The sequence below is a fragment of the Vibrio intestinalis genome, from assembly GCF_025195085.2.
In the GTDB taxonomy this organism is placed as follows: domain Bacteria; phylum Pseudomonadota; class Gammaproteobacteria; order Enterobacterales; family Vibrionaceae; genus Vibrio; species Vibrio intestinalis.
The window spans coordinates 77562-94771 of sequence record NZ_JANAVY020000003.1 but is presented as its reverse complement, the minus strand read 5'-3'; the positions used below and the strand labels follow the sequence as shown (position 1 = coordinate 94771).

Sequence of the window (17210 nt, the reverse complement as noted above, 5' to 3'; positions counted from 1 at the left end):
AATGGATTGACGAGTAGAGCTTCTATTGCCATCCTCGTTGCAATGCGTTTAAGGACTCAAGCCCGTAATGAAAAAATACCTCCCTTTAGCAGCCTCTATGCTGCTGTTTGGTTGTGCTCAACCAACTGAGCGCGCCCAGCAATATCTTGATGGCGAATTCAATAATACTCTCAACCGTGTTGAAACGGTCGAGTCACCAGTTTCGCGTGATTTTACGGAATTTCATCGCCAAGCCGAGCAAGTGATAAACAAATCACCTTCAATGGCGAATACTTACCAAGCTTTGTATGAAAAGCTTAATGAGTGGGTACTGCAAAGCGGTGATCCAAGTCAGCTGGCAAGCTTCGGTATTCAAACCGCACAGTTAGGTGGCGGAGACAAGCAAGGTAATGTGTTATTTACGGGGTATTTCTCGCCGGTAATGGAGCTTCGCCATCAGGCAAACGAGGTTTACAAATATCCGGTTTACGCTAAACCAAATTGCGATACTAACTGCCCAACTCGCGCAGAGATTTATGCAGGCGCGTTGGCGGGACAAGGCCTAGAGCTTGGCTATGCACCCAACATGATCGACCCATTTTTAATGGAAGTGCAGGGCAGTGGCTTTGTTCACTTTGAAGATGATGACACCCTTGAGTATTTTGCTTACGGCGGTAAGAACAACAAAGCCTACGTGAGCATTGGCAAAGTATTGATTGAGCGCGGCGAAGTGCCTCGTGAAAAAATGTCGATGAAAGCGATCAAAGATTGGGTCATGGCAAATGATGATGCCACGGTTCGTGAAGTGTTAGAACAAAACCCTTCGTTTGTGTTCTTCTCTCCACAAGCTGATGCGCCAGTCACAGGCTCGGCAGGTATTCCACTATTACCTATGGCATCGGTAGCGGGGGATCGCTCTATCTTCCCAATGGGGACACCTATTTTAGCTGAAGTGCCACTGCTTAACGCGGATGGCTCTTGGAGTGGCGCGCACCAATTACGTTTACTTATCGTGTTAGACACGGGCGGCGCGGTAAAACAGAATCACCTCGACCTTTACCATGGTATGGGGCCAAGAGCGGGCACAGAGGCTGGCCATTACAAACATTTTGGCCGTGTGTGGAAGTTAGGGTTAGAAAACTCAGCGACGCAAGCGCCTTGGGCTATGCCTCCAGAAAAACGTCAATAAACGACGTTGCAGAACCTAGACTTTTCCATAAAGAGTGCGTATAAAACGCACTCTTTGTTTTTGCACCGATTTACGAGCGAGCACTATGCGTGAATTAGATACTCCAGCTTCTGATAACTACAACCAACGTTTTGGTGGCACACGCCGTTTATACGGTAATAGTGAAGTCGAAATTTTGCGTGCTGCGCACGTATGTGTGATTGGTATTGGTGGTGTTGGCTCTTGGGCGGCAGAAGCATTAGCTCGTACCGGTGTGGGTGAACTGACCCTGATCGATATGGATGATGTTTGCGTGACTAACATCAACCGCCAAATTCATGCCATGAGTGGTACGGTTGGTCAAAGCAAAATCGAAGTGATGGCTGAGCGTGTGAAGTTGATTAACCCTGAGTGCAAAGTAAATCTAATCGATGATTTTATTACTCCGGATAATCAGCATGAGTATCTAACCAAAGAGTACGATTACGTGTTGGATGCCATCGACAGTGTGAAAGCGAAAGCTTCGCTGTTGGCCTACTGCCGCAGCAATAAAATCAAAGTGATTACAACTGGTGGCGCAGGCGGCCAGACGGATCCGACCCAAATTAAAGTGGCGGATCTCACTAAGACGATTCAAGATCCACTAGCGAAGAAAATTAAAGATACACTGCGTCGTCATCATAACTTCCCGAAGAATCCACAACGTAAATTTGGTATCGACTGCGTGTTCTCAACTGAGCAGCTTAAGTACCCTCAAGCGGATGGTAGCGTGTGTGGTGTTAAATCCACAGCGGAAGGGCCAAAACGTATGGATTGTGCCAGCGGTTTTGGCGCAGCAACGGTCGTAACGGCCACTTTTGGTTTTGTTGCCGTATCGCGCATTGTTGAAAAGCTGATTCAAAAGTACTCGAAGTAATCATTGTTGGAGCAAGTCATGTCCTCTTTTCCTGAAAATCCATTTGGTAGTCAAATTAGCGCAGCGGATATTGCTGAGACCATGCAAAACTTTAAAGGCTGGGAAGATCGCTACCGTCAAGTGATTCAATGGGGCAAGAAGCTACCTGTAATGCCTGAAGAATTGAAATCACAACAAGTGATGGTTTCGGGCTGTGAAAGCCAAGTATGGTTGGTGAGTGAACAAGTCGAAGGTACATGGTATTTCTGCGCAGATTCGGATGCGCGCATTGTCCGTGGCCTTATTGCTTTGGTAATGGCCGCATTTAACGGCAAAACCAGTGAGCAAATTCAGCAGTTCGATGTGGATGGTTACTTTGACAGCTTAGGCTTAGTGGCGCATTTGAGCCCGTCTCGCGGTAATGGGCTTAAAGCCATCGTTGACCAAATCAAACAAACCGCCGTTTAATTCCTCCGAGGCCTGCAATCATTGTGGGCCTTTATTTTATCTCTTCCGTATTACCTCTGTTATCGTCAAAATCTTCCGCGCATTAAAGGTAAGTCAGCGTGTGAAATGGTGCGAAATTCACTAAAATTCTTATTGTGCAAATTTTAATCATCAAGATATTAATGTCTTAAAAAATACATGGCTTTACACCTCTTGTTGTTGGTGCGTAAAGGCTGTACAATTCGCGCCCTTATTAATGTCCCGTCTTTTGAGAGGCTACATGACCACTGCGAAAATAAATCTACTCGACTTCAATCGCCAAGGAATGCGTAAATTCTTCGCTGAAGAATTGAACGAAAAAGCGTTCCGTGCTGAACAGGTGATGAAGTGGATTTACCATTTCGGTGTTGATGACTTCGATAACATGACCAACATTAACAAGAAGCTACGTGAGAAGCTTAAGCATCGCTGTGAAATCAAAGCGCCAACAGTAGCAGAGGCTCAGCACTCTTCTGATGGCACGATTAAATGGGCGATGAAAGTTGGCGACCAAGACGTAGAAACGGTTTACATCCCAGAAGATGACCGCGCGACTTTGTGTGTCTCTTCTCAGGTAGGTTGTGCATTGGAATGTAAATTCTGCTCAACCGCTCAGCAAGGTTTTAACCGTAACCTAAAAGTATCTGAAATCATCGGTCAGGTATGGCGCGCTGCACGTGAAGTGGGCTTGCAAAAAGAGACAGGCCGTCGCCCAATTACCAACGTGGTAATGATGGGTATGGGTGAGCCATTACTGAACATGAAAAACCTGATCCCAGCGCTTGAGTTGATGCTGGATGATCTTGGTTTTGGTCTATCTAAACGTCGCGTTACGGTATCGACTTCAGGTGTGGTATCTGGCCTTGACCAAATGACAGGTCAAATCGACGTGGCTTTGGCTATTTCTCTGCACGCACCAAACAACAAACTGCGCAGTGAAATCATGCCATTGAATGACCGTTGGGACATTCAAGATTTCCTTGGTTCTGTGCGTCGTTACATTGATTCTTCAAATGCTAACCGCGGTAAAGTAACCGTAGAATACGTTCTACTAGACCATGTGAATGACGACATGGACCATGCCCGTGAGCTTGCAGAATTGCTAAAAGATACGCCATGTAAGATCAACTTGATTCCGTTTAACCCATACCCGGGTTCTCCGTACAAGAAACCAAGTAACTCTCGCATTGACCGTTTCCAAAAAACATTGATGCAATACGACCACACAGTAACCGTGCGTAAAACACGTGGTGATGATATTGATGCGGCGTGTGGCCAATTGGTTGGTGATGTTATCGACCGTACAAAACGTACAGCGACAATTAAAGCTGCCAAAGGCGAAACAATCGACGTAAAAGCGGTTTAAGCCAAAACGAATTTACATAAGCCAGAGCCTAGCTCTGGCTTTTTTGTGGCTAAATGGTGGTTTTTTATCGAACTTTGTCGAAATATCGACCAAGCGAAATGTCAATTTTTAGAAAAACCTTGAGCTGGCTGTAATTTATCTATCTAAGTTGTGTTGTTTCGTGCTTGATATCTATTAGAATTAATAGTTATACCCATAGTTTCAGTCGATTTGACAATTGAACGTGCTGAAATAGGACAAAAGACAATCTGAAAACCTAAATCTTCTGAACTTTCACCTCATGCAGGTGCATTAAATTAGGTAAACGATTGAGAAATTTACTCGCTTTGGCAAAACCAATAACTAACTAAAAATAATAAATAGTGGTTGCCGACGTTAGACACAGAGACAGACAATTATGAACTCGGAACAAGCAGCTCCAGTAAACGAAGATAATGTAGACAGTATTCGCCTTGAAGCAGGAACCATCCTGAAGAATAAACGCGAAGAACTTGGCCTAAGCCAAAAGCAAATTGCCGACCGTCTACGCCTGCGCATTTCTATCATCGAAAATATCGAATTAAACCAGTTTGAATCAGACCAAGTTGCCACGTTTACTCGTGGTTATTTGCGTTCTTACGCTAAAGCGGTTGGTATTGATGAAGAAGTTGTTTTTAGCGCACTGGATGACAGTGGCAGCGCTCAGCAGCAAGAGCAAAAAATGCAAAGTTTCTCGCGCCAAACCAATCGTGAGAAACACGATAGCCGAATCATGCTCATTACTTGGGGTATTGTGGCGGTAATTGTTGGTATTTCATCGGTTTGGTGGTGGCAGAACCAGCAAAAAGACGTGGTTGATCTTGTCGCGCAAGAAGAAGTTATCGACAACGCGCCTGAAGCGCAGTTAGAAACCATTGCTCCTGAGCCAGCAACGCTTGAAGCTGCACAGCCAGAAACTACCGAAGCTGAAGCCGAGATGCTGCAAACTTCAGAAGAATCTGTGCCAAGCGAAGAGTCAGCTGTTGAAGATGCTCAATCTTCAACGCAATCTGTAGGCGAAGAGGCCGCGACCACTGAAGTTGCAAACGCAGCGCCCGCGCCAGAAGCGCAACCTACTGAGTCGGTTGCTCAAGCTGAGCCTCAAGCAGAAGCGGTAAACCCAAATAGCCTAGTGCTAAAATTTAATGGCGATTGCTGGGTTCAAGTGAAAGATGCGACGGGGAAAACCTTAGTATCACGCGTTAAAAACACTGGCGAAGAGCTAAAACTTGAAGGTAAAAAACCTTACAAAGTTATTTTAGGTGCGCCTGAAAACGTTTCTATCACATTAGCAAGTGAACCTGTCGACCTTTCTGGGTATACTGCAGGCAAAGTAGCAAGATTCACTTTACCTTAGAAAATACTATGCAACACGAATCTCCTATCAAACGCCGCCCATCTAAACGTATTTATGTGGGTGACGTGCCTATTGGTGATGGTGCACCGATTGCTGTGCAATCAATGACTAACACCAGAACAACAGACGTAGAAGCGACTGTTGCACAAATTAAATCACTGGAAAATGTGGGCGCAGACATTGTACGTGTTTCTGTTCCTACGATGGATGCCGCAGAAGCATTCCGTGAAATTAAAAAGCAAGTGAACATTCCGCTAGTAGCGGATATTCACTTTGACTACCGAATCGCACTGAAAGTCGCTGAGTACGGCGTGGATTGTTTGCGTATTAACCCGGGCAACATCGGTAACGAAGATCGTATTCGTTCTGTTGTTGACTGCGCGCGCGATAAAAACATCCCAATTCGTATTGGTGTAAACGGCGGTTCGTTAGAAAAAGATATTCAGATGAAATATGGCGAGCCAACAGCAGAGGCGCTGTTGGAGTCAGCAATGCGTCACGTTGATATCCTTGACCGTTTGAACTTTGATCAATTCAAAGTGAGCGTGAAAGCGTCTGACGTATTCCTAGCGGTAGATTCATACCGTTTGCTGGCCAAGAAAATTGAGCAGCCATTACACCTAGGTATCACCGAAGCTGGTGGTGCGCGCGCGGGTTCAGTGAAATCTGCGGTTGGCCTAGGTATGCTGTTAGCAGAAGGTATCGGTGATACTCTGCGTATCTCACTTGCGGCTAATCCAGTGGAAGAAATCAAAGTTGGTTTTGATATTCTAAAGTCACTGCGTATTCGCTCTCGTGGTATTAACTTTATCGCGTGTCCAAGCTGTTCGCGTCAAGAGTTTGATGTCATTAGCACAGTAAACGCATTAGAAGAGCGCCTAGAAGACATCATCACGCCGTTGGATGTATCTATCATCGGTTGTGTTGTGAATGGCCCAGGTGAAGCGGAAGTTTCACACTTAGGTCTTGCGGGCAGTAACCGTAAGAGCGCTTTCTACGAAGACGGTAAGCGTCAGAAAGAGCGTTTAGACAACGATGACTTGGTGGATAAACTCGAAGCCAAAATCCGCGCAAAAGCGGCGGTGATGGACGAGTCAAATCGCATCGACATTAAAATTCAAGAATAGGTCTGACTGAGTCAGGCCTTTACTCATCTCAACGAGTATTACAGTAAGTAACAAGATTACGGTAACTATTGTGGCAAAAACTATTCAAGCAATTCGAGGCATGAACGACTGTCTCCCAACTCAATCACCACTGTGGCAAAAGCTAGAAAACACAGTGAAGAACGTCATTAGCGCGTACGGTTACAACGAAGTACGCATGCCAATCGTTGAGATGACGCATCTATTTAGCCGCGCTATCGGTGAAGTGACTGATGTAGTTGAAAAGGAAATGTACACCTTTGAAGATCGCAACGGTGACAGCCTAACTCTACGTCCTGAAGGCACGGCGGGTTGTGTTCGCTCAGGCATCGAAAATGGTCTGCTATACAACCAAGAACAACGCCTATGGTACATGGGCCCAATGTTCCGTCACGAACGTCCTCAAAAAGGTCGCTACCGTCAGTTCCACCAATGTGGTGTTGAAGTGTTTGGTCTAGATGGTCCAGATGTAGATGCTGAGCTTATCATGATGACTGCACGTCTATGGCGTGAGCTAGGCATCGACAAACATGTTCGTCTAGAACTGAACTCGATCGGTTCTCTAGAAGCGCGTGCAAACTACCGTGAAGCATTGATCGCATTCCTAGAGCAACATATGGATGTTCTTGATGAAGATTGTAAGCGTCGCATGCACACTAACCCTCTGCGTGTTCTAGATACTAAGAACTCAGACGTACAAGCAATTTTAGGTGATGCTCCTCGTCTATCTGATTACCTAGATGATGAGTCAAAGCAACATTTTGCAGGTCTGTGTGAACTTCTTGACGCTGCAGGCATCGAATACACAGTAAACGAGCGTCTTGTTCGTGGCTTGGATTATTACAACCGCACAGTATTTGAGTGGATCACTGAAAGCTTAGGCTCTCAAGGTACAGTATGTGGCGGCGGCCGCTACGATGGCCTTGTAGAACAGCTAGGCGGTAAAGCAACACCAGCAGTTGGTTTTGCGATGGGTTTAGAGCGTCTAGTACTGATGCTAGAAACACTAGAGCTAGACGAAGTTCGTCGCAGTGTAGATGTTTACATGGTTACTGCGGGTGAAGGCACCATGATGGCAGGTATGAAGCTTGCTGAGCAATTGCGTGAGCAAGTTCCGGGTCTTCGAGTAATGACTCACTTTGGTGGTGGTAACTTCAAGAAGCAATTTAAACGTGCAGACAAAGTAGGCGCGGTTGTGGCACTGGTACTAGGTGAAAACGAAGTCGCAGATAACACTGTGGTATTGAAAGACCTAGTTGGTGGTACACAAGATACATTGAGCCAAGCAGACGCAGTAGCGAAATTGGCAGAATTGATTTAATTAAACGAGTTTTAGCAAAGTGGCGCCATTGAACGCCACTTTTGTAATGTTAAGAGGACAGGAAGTGGAACTCTACGATACTGAAGAACAACAAGTAGAAGCGATCAAAGATTGGTGGAAAGAGAACGGCAAAGCCGTCATCTTTGGTGCTGTTATCGGTTTAGGTGGCTTATTCGGTTGGCGTTACTACCAAGATTCAGTTGTTTCTGCTCAAGAGGCGGCATCAGAAAGCTACACTAAAGCGGTTGAGACATTAGCGGCAAGCGGCGCAGATGCAGAAGGCCAAGTGCAAGCGTTTATCGATGCAAATGGTGAAACAGAATACGCTGTACTAGCAGCACTTCAGCTAGCAAAAGTGCAAGTTGAAGCAAACAAGCTAGACGATGCGATTGCACAGCTTGAGTGGGCAAAAACGGCGACTAAAGATCAGGCTCTAAGCGCGATCCTTAACTACCGCCTAGCACGCCTACAGTCTGAGCAAGGTAAATTTGATGCGGCAATCTCTCAACTAGCAAGCATTACAGATGCAAGCTGGGCGGGTCGTGTTGCTGAGCTGAAAGGTGACATCTTACTGCGCAAAGGAGATGCAGACGGTGCATACGCAGCATACACAGAAGCTGAACAAGCGGGTGATGCAAGCCAAGCACTGAAAATGAAACTGGACGATCTAGCCAAGTAAGGGCACTGAGCATGAAGAAAATGCTGAATAAAGCGTTGGTTGCTGCGGTTATGGTTGGCGCTCTTGCCGGTTGTGCAAGTGAAGAAGACACCATCATCATGGCGCCTGTGCCACAAGTAAACAGTGAATTTACCCCAGTAGGTCAATGGAGCACATCTGTTGGCAATGGAGTAGATTTTTACTTCTCTAAGCTTTCACCAGAATATGCTTACGACAAAGTATTTGTGGCAAGTCGAAATGGTCTAGTTCGCGCTCTTAACCCAGAAAATGGCCAAGACCTTTGGACGGTTGATTTAGAGCAAGACGTACCAGCTCGTTTATCTGGCGGTATTACCGCAGGTTACAGCCAGCTATTTATTGGTAGCGAAAACGGTGAAGTGATCGCTCTTAATGAAGAAACGGGTGAGCTAGCATGGCGCGCCCCTGTGCAAGGTGAAGTGCTTGCAGCGCCAGTGGTTGATTCAAACTTAGTTTTGGTTCACACCACAGAGGGTGTATTGGTTGCTTTAGACCAATTGACTGGTGAGCAAAAGTGGGTCATTATCACCGAAGTACCAAGCCTTTCTCTGCGCGGCAACAGTAAGCCAGCTACAGTATCAGGTGGTGTATTTTGGGGTACGGCAAATGGTCGTCTAGCGGCTGCAATTGTCGAGCGTGGTCAGCTAATTTGGCAACAGCCAATTGGTACTCCTCAAGGCGCAACTGAGATTGATCGCTTAGTGGATGTTGATGCTTCTCCAATGATCATGGGTGGTATTCTGTACGCGGTTGGTTTTAACGGCCAACTGACAGCGATTGATTTACGCTCTGGTAAGCCAGCGTGGAAGCGTAGTTACTCATCTTCAACCGATATGGCGAACGATGGTAGCCGTTTATTTGTTGTCACAGACAAAGATCACCTAGTAGCAGTTGATGCGCGCAGTGGTACAGAGCTTTGGAACAACAAGCAGCTTGAGTACCGCTTAGTAACAGCACCGACGATGATTGGTGAATACCTAGTGGTGGGTGATAGCGAAGGTTACCTATACTGGATTGACCGCTTTACTGGTGAGTTTGTTTCTCAACAGCTAGTGGACGATAGCGGCTTGGCTGTACCACCAATCGTGGTTGATGGCGGTTATGTTGTCGTAACACGAAATGGCGATGTAAAGAAACTTACGATCGCACAATAATTTCGTGATATAATTCACATTCGGCTCCTGGCTGTTTTCAGCTAGGAGCCGTTTTATTGCATATACTCTAAATATTTTTACGAATAGAGTATTCAGAATAGGCGCTGTAGTTATAGGTAACTGCTGGATTTAAAACATGAATTTCCAGTCATTACCTATAACTACATAAGAAAAGAAATTGTAGAGGTTATTATGGTACCTGTTGTTGCTCTAGTTGGGCGTCCTAACGTAGGTAAGTCTACGTTGTTTAACCGATTGACTCGTACACGTGACGCGTTGGTTGCGGATTTCCCTGGATTAACTCGTGACCGTAAATACGGCCAAGCGAAACTTGGCGAGCACGAATTTATTGTAATCGATACGGGCGGTATTGATGGCAGTGAGGAAGGTGTAGAAACCAAAATGGCAGAGCAGTCATTAGCGGCAATTGATGAAGCTGATGTTGTGCTATTTATGGTTGATGGCCGCGCGGGTCTAACACCGTCTGATATTGCGATTGCTAACCACCTACGTAAGATTGAAAAACCAGCCATGCTTGTTGTAAACAAGGTGGATGGTATTGATGCTGACGCAGCATCGGCTGACTTCTGGCAGCTAGGCGTAGAAAACATGTACCAAATCGCAGCGGCTCATGGCCGAGGTGTTGGTGCTCTGATTGATCGCGCGCTTAACCCGTTTGCTGAAAAGCTTATGGAAGAGCAGGGCGAGATTGAAGATCTGACTGACCTAGTTGATCAAGAAGAAGAGAAGCTTGATTACAGCGAAGAAGAAGCTGAGCAAGAGTTCAAGCGCCTGCAAGATCAACCAATCAAACTGGCAATCATCGGTCGTCCTAACGTTGGTAAATCGACACTAACTAACCGCATTCTTGGTGAAGAGCGTGTGGTTGTTTACGATATGCCGGGTACAACTCGTGATTCAATCTATATCCCAATGGAACGTGATGAGCGTGAGTACGTACTGATCGATACAGCGGGTGTTCGTCGTCGTAAGCGTATCAACGAAACCGTTGAGAAATTCTCAGTAGTTAAAACACTGAAAGCGATTGAAGATGCGAACGTTGTACTACTTGTTATCGACGCGCGTGAAAACATCTCTGACCAAGACCTTAGCTTACTAGGCTTTGCATTGAACGCTGGTCGTTCAATCGTACTAGCAGTAAACAAGTGGGATGGTTTAGATACTGATGTGAAAGAGCATGTGAAGAAAGAGCTAGACCGTCGCCTAGGCTTCGTTGATTTTGCTCGTATTCACTTTATCTCTGCATTGCACGGTACAGGTGTTGGTCACTTGTTTGAATCCGTTCAAGAAGCGTACAAGTCGGCAACGACTCGTGTAGGTACCTCTGTACTGACTCGCATCATGAAAATGGCAACAGAAGATCACCAGCCGCCGTTGGTTCGTGGCCGTCGTGTTAAGCTGAAATACGCGCACGCGGGTGGTTACAACCCACCAATCGTGGTTATTCACGGTAACCAAGTAAACGAACTACCAGATTCGTACAAACGTTACTTGATGAACTACTATCGTAAGTCGCTAGAGATCATGGGTACGCCAATTCGTATCCAGTTCCAGAACAGTGAAAACCCGTTTGAAGGTAAATCTAACAAAATGACTATGTCTCAAGAGCGTAAACGTAAGCGCTTGATGAGCGCGGTTAAAAACCGTAACAAGTAATTGTTAGAGACAGAATAAAACAAGGGCTGCAATCGCAGCCCTTTTTCTATTTCAGCGTCTATGCCACTTCATCCATGAGAGGCGGCAAGTTAGGCTTTGCAGCCAAATCGCTTGGTTCAAAATCATCAACATTAATGACATACAGACGCTGACGTTCCGCTTCAATCAAAAGGTCGGCTTCAGTTTGGTCAATAATGCCTTTTTCTAGACCAAGCTGAGCAACCTTATCTAACTGTAAGAACGGCTTACGTTGTTCCAGTGCTTTACATATCTTATTGAAGACGGGTTCAGCTTGCACAATAGTATGCAGTGCTTGTTCAATTTTACCTGCAGGGTTGTGCTCACTTGCGATTAAGTATTGGTTGCGGCCTAAACGGTCTCGGGTAGCACTTGGCGTTTGTAGCAGATGCGCCACTTGGCTATCGAGTTTGTCATTTGGCGCTTTACGTACACGGCCAAGTGGCAACAGAACAACACGAAGTAGACGACCAATAATTTTATTCGGGAAGTTAGTCAGAAGTTCATCAATCGCTTGCTCAGTTTGATATAGGCTGTCTTGCATGCCCCAGTGCAACAAAGGTAAATCTTCTTTATGTCGGCCTTCAATATCAAAGCGTTTGAGCGTGGCTGAGCCCAGGTAAAGTTGGCTCAGTACATCACCAAGGCGAGCAGAAATACGCTCTTTACGTTTTAGTGAACCGCCAAGTACTGCCATTGAAATATCTGATAGCAACGCGATGTTGGCGCTATAACGGTTTAATTGCTGATAGTAACGAGCTGTTGCATCACTGACTGGCGTTTCAGAGAAGCGACCATCGCTAAGACCGAGCCATAAGCTGCGCACCAAGTTACTTAAGGTAAACGCGACATGGCCAGAGAGTGCGGCATCAAATTGCTCTAGGGCATCACTGCGTTCTGAGTGGGCGGCTTCCATTTCTTTTAGAACGTAAGGGTGACAACGAATCGCACCTTGACCATAGATGATCATCGAGCGAGTTAGGATGTTTGCACCTTCTACGGTAATCGCAATCGGCGCACCTTGATAACCACGAGCGAGGAAGTTAGCTGGGCCAAGGCAAATACCTTTGCCGCCAACAATATCCATGGCATCGATGATGCTGCGCTGACCGCGGTGCGTACAGTGGTATTTTACAATTGCAGAAATAACCGATGGCTTCTCACCAAGGTCGATACCTGCGACTGTAAGTGCGCTGGCAGCATCCATCACATAAGCATTACCTGCGAGGCGTGCGAGTGGTTCTTCAACGCCTTCCATGTGGCCAATAGGCTGCTTAAATTGACGACGAATACGAGCGTAAGCACCGGTAGCCAGTGCCGCAGTCTTAATGCCGCCGGTTGAGTTAGAAGGTAATGTAATCCCTCGACCTACCGATAAACATTCCACCAACATGCGCCAGCCTTGGCCAGCCATTTCTTTACCACCGATGATGAAATCAATCGGTACGAATAGGTCATTAGCTCGGGTAGGGCCGTTTTGGAATGGGACGTTCAGTGGGAAGTGGCGGTTACCAATCTCCACCCCATCGAGGTCGGTTGGGATGAGAGCACAGGTAATACCGAGATCTTTTTGCTCGCCGAGTAAGCCATCAGGGTCACGCAATTTAAACGCAAGGCCAAGTACCGTCGCAACAGGCGCTAGGGTAATGTAGCGCTTGTTCCATGTTAGGCGCATGCCAAGCACTTGCTCGCCTTGCCACTCGCCATAGCAAACCGTGCCATGGTCTGGTATAGCACCCGCGTCTGAGCCTGCTTCTGGGCTAGTAAGGGCGAAACATGGAATCTCTTTGCCCTCTGCTAAGCGTGGTAAATAATGATCACGTTGCTCTTTGGTGCCGTAATGTTGTAGCAGTTCACCTGGGCCAAGTGAGTTAGGAACCCCTACAGTGGATGAAAGCACGCTTGATACACCAGTGAGTTTCTGTAGAACAAGAGATTGTGCGTAGGCAGAAAATTCTAAGCCGCCGTATTCTTTTTTGATGATCATGGCAAAGAATTTGTGTTGCTTTAGGTACTGCCATACTTCAGGAGGAAGATCGGCCAGCTCATGAGTAACTTGGTAATCGTTAACCATGGCGCACACTTCTTCAACTGGGCCATCAAGAAAAGCTTGTTCTTCTTTGCTAAGAGTCGGCGCTTTAATGTTGTGTAGGGTATGCCAGTTAGGCTTGCCTTTGAACAGCTCTGCTTCCCACCATACTGTACCTGCATCGAGCGCTTCTTTTTCGGTTTGCGACATGGCAGGAAGAACTTTACGAAACGCATTTAATGCCTTGGCGCTGAATAGTGATTGTCGAATAGAAGGGACGACAAACAGTGCGATGGCTAACGCGTAAGTGAGCCAACTGACAGCACCAGCTGTACCAAGCACAGTTAACACAACTAAGGTAACAGAGGTTGCTGTAATGGCCGCGAACAACGACGTTCGGCGGTAGAGGCAAACACACAATACTAGCGTGAAGCCAAGTAGGGAGAGCAAGATGTCCATATTGTTCGTTCCTTTTTAGACGTTTTATTTCTGTTGTTACGTCTGTTTTTACGGGTTTTACTTGTAAGAGGTCTAACCAGTTAAATTATAGTCATTATGTTAACGAGATGTAAAATGGCGATGTGGTTAAAAAGTGATCCATGTAGAGTAAAGAATCTATATTTGTTAGCTGATGCTGATTTTGTGAGCGTGAAAGGCCAATAAACTATGAAATCTTGCCGTGTGACTATCGACAGTAAGAATTGTTCAAGTAAACTCAGAAGAGTCTGAGGCTGTTAAATTAGGCTAACTTTTAACTTAATTGTTAACCTTGAAACAGCGCTCCATTACCGAATAAAAGAGAATGCCTATGTACCAGGATTTGATTAAAAGCGAGCTGACAGAAGCCGCTGACGTACTGAACAAGTTCCTAAGTGATGACCATAACATTGCGCAAATTGAAGCGGCTGCAAAACAGATTGCTGATTCTTTCAAGCAAGGCGGTAAAGTGCTGTCTTGTGGTAACGGTGGTTCGCACTGTGATGCGATGCACTTTGCTGAAGAGCTAACTGGTCGCTACCGTGAGAACCGCCCAGGTTACCCAGGTATCGCGATTTCAGATCCTAGCCATCTGTCGTGTGTAAGTAACGACTTCGGCTACGATTTCGTTTTCTCTCGCTACGTAGAAGCCGTTGGCGCGAAGGGTGATGTACTGTTTGGTCTATCAACGTCTGGTAACTCGGGCAATATCCTAAACGCGATTGATGCGGCGAAAGCGAAAGGCATGAAGACTATCGCGCTAACCGGTAAAGATGGCGGAAAAATGGCTGGTTGTGCAGACATTGAAATTCGAGTGCCTCACTTTGGTTATGCTGACCGTATTCAAGAGATCCACATCAAGATCATCCACATTGTGATCCAATTGGTTGAAAAGGAAATGGAGAAGTAACCTCCGTTTCAAACCACACGGTTTAGGTACGCAGTGATGCTCAATTTGGTAGTGTCACTGCGCATTGATATATAGGGAGTAACATAAGCCATGTGTGAATTGCTCGGCATGAGCGCAAATGTACCTACAGATATTTGCTTCAGTTTTACAGGGCTAATGCAGCGCGGTGGTAACACTGGGCCTCATAGTGACGGCTGGGGCATCACCTTTTACGAAGGCAAAGGCTTTCGTACCTTTAAAGATCCCAACCCAAGTTGTAACTCAAAAATTGCAGAGTTAGTACAAAACTACCCGATTAAAAGTCAGGCGGTGATCAGTCATATTCGTCAGGCTAACCGTGGTGGAGTTAACTTAGAAAACACCCACCCATTTACTCGTGAGTTATGGGGACGCTACTGGACTTTCGCCCACAATGGCCAACTCAGTGATTATCACGATCTAGAAACAGGCCGAATCAGACCGGTAGGGCAAACAGACAGTGAACTGTCATTCTGTTGGATCATGAATCAGCTAGAGCAACGGTATCCGGAGCCACCTCAAGATATGGTGGGGGTATTCCGTTTTGTGGCTGAATGCTGTGACCGACTGAGAGAAAAAGGTGTGTTCAACATGCTGCTTTCCGATGGCGAATACGTCATGACTTATTGCACTAATCACCTCTATTGGATCACTCGACGCGCTCCATTTGGTAAGGCCTCATTGATTGATGAAGATGTGACGATCAACTTCCAAGAAGAAACTACCCCCGATGATGTGGTTTCAGTGATCGCCACTCAACCTTTGACGGATAACGAACAGTGGCACCGAATGAAGCCGGGAGAATTTGGCATTCTTCATTTTGGTGAACTGATTGATGGGAATGCAGATAATCTAAAGGATGTTGCATTTGCACCTAAGAAGGTCGCCAGCCAAGCACCAACAGAACCGTTAGAGTAGATCGCTTAAATCGAGAACTGATACGCAAATCGTTGGTCATATCTGCGAAGTTAATAAAAACCCCATTGATATATAAATAGTATCAATGGGGTTTTTTATTCTTTTAGGTAGGTATTTTATGCGGTATTTATTCTTAGTATTAACCCTATGTTGTTCGAATGTTTGGGCAAATTCGCCAGAAGCGCTATCAAAACTGATTGCGAGTTATAAGTATTCCTCAGATCCAGAGCTGCGTTACTCGTTAGAAGAGCGAATGCAGTATTGGCAGATCCCTAGCGTGAGTGTGAGTACCTTTAAGCAGGGTAAACCTGATTGGCAATATGTTGTTGGTGAGCGTAATAAAGCAGGACAAGCGACGACAGCGGATACTCGTTACCAAGTGGCGTCGATGAGTAAGCCTGTGACCGCTCTCGTTGTTTTAAGAGCAGTAGAGCAAGGGTTGCTTGATTTAAACGCTGAGGTGAAGCCTATGTTGGCGCCTGAGTTTGCACAGTTAGTCGAGTCATCAGTCAGCTTACGTCAGCTTCTCTCTCATCAAGCAGGCTTTAATCATGTGGGTTACGTTGGGGTAGAAAGTGGTCAGTCACTGCCATCACTGGCCTCATTCACCAAAAGCAGTTCTCAATACGGGGTTTTGAAGCAAGAGTTTACCGTTGGTGAGTTTCGTTATTCCAATGGAGGCTACATTGTTATTCAGCACTTGCTAGAGCAAGTCTACAATAAGCCATTTGCTGAAATCGCCGAGCAGGAAGTGTTTAAACCTTTGGGAATGACACACTCGAGTTTCGTCCAACCTGATAAGGCTGATGTCAGTGATGTTTATGCCCATGCTCATAAGTTTGGTGAGTGGGAGCAAGCCGGTTGGCATAAGTACGCCGCTCGATGCGCAGCAGGTTTGTGGACCACTCCGAATGACTTTATGACTATGTTGCTTGCTATTCATCGCGCCTACATCGGCGAAGATGAAACATGGTTAAAACAGCAGACAATCGCAGCCATTAATTTCCCATCCTCGCCATTTATGGGGTTAGGTTTTTTCCGCTCTGATGATGTGCGAGCCAACTACGTTTTTCATGGTGGTGTAAACCACGGCTTTGAATCTCACTTTGTGCTGTATCCAAAGCTTGGTACAGGGGCGGTGGTGATGACTAACGGTCAAAAGGGTGATCAATTGGCGTTAGAGATTCTTCGCTCTATTTCAGTACAAGAAGGCTGGAATCACTATGCTTTAAACCAAACTGAAGTGCTGAAAGTCGATTTACAAGAAATCGAGCCTTTGGTTGGTCGCTATCAATTCGATCCTAACTTCTATGCCGATGTCTTTATTCGTGATGGGCAGCTGTACCTGCAAGGTTATCAGCAAGACGCGTACGCTTTGTATAAAGTGGGTGAAAAGCAATTTAGGCCGTTGGAGTTTCAGTCAAACTTTCGTTTTGAGTTTACCAAGCAAGGCAAAGTAAAGGGGCTGATTCAGGAGTCGAATTTCTTCACTGGTCCAGCGAAAAAGATTCACTAGTGCAACTCCGATTCATGAAGGAATCAAAGCGCTAGGAAATAAAACTTAGGTAATAAAAAGG

Annotated in this window: 14 protein-coding genes; 13 read left to right on the top strand and 1 reads right to left on the bottom strand. The window is 45.9% G+C overall.

What is annotated here, in order from left to right; all coding sequences use genetic code 11:
- The first annotated feature begins 67 nt into the window (after positions 1-67).
- The 10 genes from mltA (at position 68) to der (ending at position 11263) form a co-directional block, all read left to right on the top strand.
- Positions 68-1168: a murein transglycosylase A gene (gene mltA, locus MU515_RS06860; RefSeq protein ID WP_260259689.1), complete on the top strand. Its 1101-nt coding sequence runs from the start codon at positions 68-70 to the stop codon at positions 1166-1168.
- An 85-nt stretch (positions 1169-1253) separates the two neighbouring features.
- Positions 1254-2063, top strand: coding sequence for a tRNA cyclic N6-threonylcarbamoyladenosine(37) synthase TcdA (gene tcdA / locus MU515_RS06855; RefSeq protein WP_260259688.1), 810 nt, complete (start codon positions 1254-1256; stop codon positions 2061-2063).
- 18 nt (positions 2064-2081) lie between these two features.
- Positions 2082-2510, top strand: a complete 429-nt coding sequence (gene csdE, locus MU515_RS06850; RefSeq protein ID WP_260259687.1) for a cysteine desulfurase sulfur acceptor subunit CsdE — start codon at positions 2082-2084, stop codon at positions 2508-2510.
- Between the two features lie 259 nt (positions 2511-2769).
- Positions 2770-3894, top strand: coding sequence for a dual-specificity RNA methyltransferase RlmN (rlmN, locus tag MU515_RS06845; protein WP_260259686.1), 1125 nt, complete (start codon positions 2770-2772; stop codon positions 3892-3894).
- Positions 3895-4291: 397 nt separating this feature from the next.
- Positions 4292-5269, top strand: coding sequence for a cytoskeleton protein RodZ (gene rodZ, locus MU515_RS06840; protein ID WP_260259685.1), 978 nt, complete (start codon positions 4292-4294; stop codon positions 5267-5269).
- An 8-nt stretch (positions 5270-5277) separates the two neighbouring features.
- Positions 5278-6396: a flavodoxin-dependent (E)-4-hydroxy-3-methylbut-2-enyl-diphosphate synthase gene (gene ispG, locus MU515_RS06835; RefSeq protein WP_260259684.1), complete on the top strand. Its 1119-nt coding sequence runs from the start codon at positions 5278-5280 to the stop codon at positions 6394-6396.
- Between the two features lie 70 nt (positions 6397-6466).
- The gene (gene hisS, locus MU515_RS06830) at positions 6467-7735 is read left to right on the top strand and encodes a histidine--tRNA ligase (RefSeq protein ID WP_260259683.1); all 1269 of its coding nucleotides are present in this window, start codon (positions 6467-6469) and stop codon (positions 7733-7735) included.
- Positions 7736-7799: 64 nt separating this feature from the next.
- On the top strand, positions 7800-8414 hold the full coding sequence (locus tag MU515_RS06825; protein WP_260259928.1) for a YfgM family protein: 615 nt from the start codon (positions 7800-7802) through the stop codon (positions 8412-8414).
- Between the two features lie 11 nt (positions 8415-8425).
- On the top strand, positions 8426-9586 hold the full coding sequence (bamB, locus tag MU515_RS06820; protein ID WP_260259682.1) for an outer membrane protein assembly factor BamB: 1161 nt from the start codon (positions 8426-8428) through the stop codon (positions 9584-9586).
- Between the two features lie 192 nt (positions 9587-9778).
- The gene (gene der / locus MU515_RS06815; protein WP_260259681.1) at positions 9779-11263 is read left to right on the top strand and encodes a ribosome biogenesis GTPase Der; all 1485 of its coding nucleotides are present in this window, start codon (positions 9779-9781) and stop codon (positions 11261-11263) included.
- Between the two features lie 58 nt (positions 11264-11321).
- Here der and fadE read toward each other — a convergent pair whose 3' ends face one another.
- Positions 11322-13769 (bottom strand): acyl-CoA dehydrogenase FadE, encoded by a 2448-nt coding sequence (gene fadE, locus MU515_RS06810; protein ID WP_260259680.1) that lies wholly within the window; start codon positions 13767-13769, stop codon positions 11322-11324.
- A 349-nt stretch (positions 13770-14118) separates the two neighbouring features.
- On the opposite strand from fadE, the gene lpcA reads away from it, so the two are divergent.
- From lpcA to MU515_RS06795, 3 genes are all read left to right on the top strand, one after another.
- A complete protein-coding gene (gene lpcA / locus MU515_RS06805; protein ID WP_260259679.1) occupies positions 14119-14697 on the top strand; it encodes a D-sedoheptulose 7-phosphate isomerase in 579 nt (192 codons plus the stop codon).
- A gap of 90 nt (positions 14698-14787) precedes the next feature.
- Positions 14788-15633, top strand: coding sequence for a class II glutamine amidotransferase (locus MU515_RS06800; RefSeq protein WP_260259678.1), 846 nt, complete (start codon positions 14788-14790; stop codon positions 15631-15633).
- A 118-nt stretch (positions 15634-15751) separates the two neighbouring features.
- Positions 15752-17149 carry a serine hydrolase domain-containing protein gene (locus MU515_RS06795; RefSeq protein WP_260259677.1) on the top strand — a complete coding sequence of 466 codons (1398 nt, stop codon included), beginning with the start codon at positions 15752-15754 and terminating at the stop codon, positions 17147-17149.
- Positions 17150-17210: the final 61 nt, after the last annotated feature.

Coding starts and splice junctions, on each gene's coding strand:
- mltA (WP_260259689.1), top strand. CDS start 68: ATGAAAAAATACCTCCCTTTAGCAGCCTCTATGCTGCTGTTTGGTTGT.
- fadE (WP_260259680.1), bottom strand. CDS start 13,769: ATGGACATCTTGCTCTCCCTACTTGGCTTCACGCTAGTATTGTGTGTT.
- bamB (WP_260259682.1), top strand. CDS start 8,426: ATGAAGAAAATGCTGAATAAAGCGTTGGTTGCTGCGGTTATGGTTGGC.
- lpcA (WP_260259679.1), top strand. CDS start 14,119: ATGTACCAGGATTTGATTAAAAGCGAGCTGACAGAAGCCGCTGACGTA.
- rodZ (WP_260259685.1), top strand. CDS start 4,292: ATGAACTCGGAACAAGCAGCTCCAGTAAACGAAGATAATGTAGACAGT.
- MU515_RS06800 (WP_260259678.1), top strand. CDS start 14,788: ATGTGTGAATTGCTCGGCATGAGCGCAAATGTACCTACAGATATTTGC.
- csdE (WP_260259687.1), top strand. CDS start 2,082: ATGTCCTCTTTTCCTGAAAATCCATTTGGTAGTCAAATTAGCGCAGCG.
- ispG (WP_260259684.1), top strand. CDS start 5,278: ATGCAACACGAATCTCCTATCAAACGCCGCCCATCTAAACGTATTTAT.
- MU515_RS06795 (WP_260259677.1), top strand. CDS start 15,752: ATGCGGTATTTATTCTTAGTATTAACCCTATGTTGTTCGAATGTTTGG.
- tcdA (WP_260259688.1), top strand. CDS start 1,254: ATGCGTGAATTAGATACTCCAGCTTCTGATAACTACAACCAACGTTTT.
- rlmN (WP_260259686.1), top strand. CDS start 2,770: ATGACCACTGCGAAAATAAATCTACTCGACTTCAATCGCCAAGGAATG.
- der (WP_260259681.1), top strand. CDS start 9,779: ATGGTACCTGTTGTTGCTCTAGTTGGGCGTCCTAACGTAGGTAAGTCT.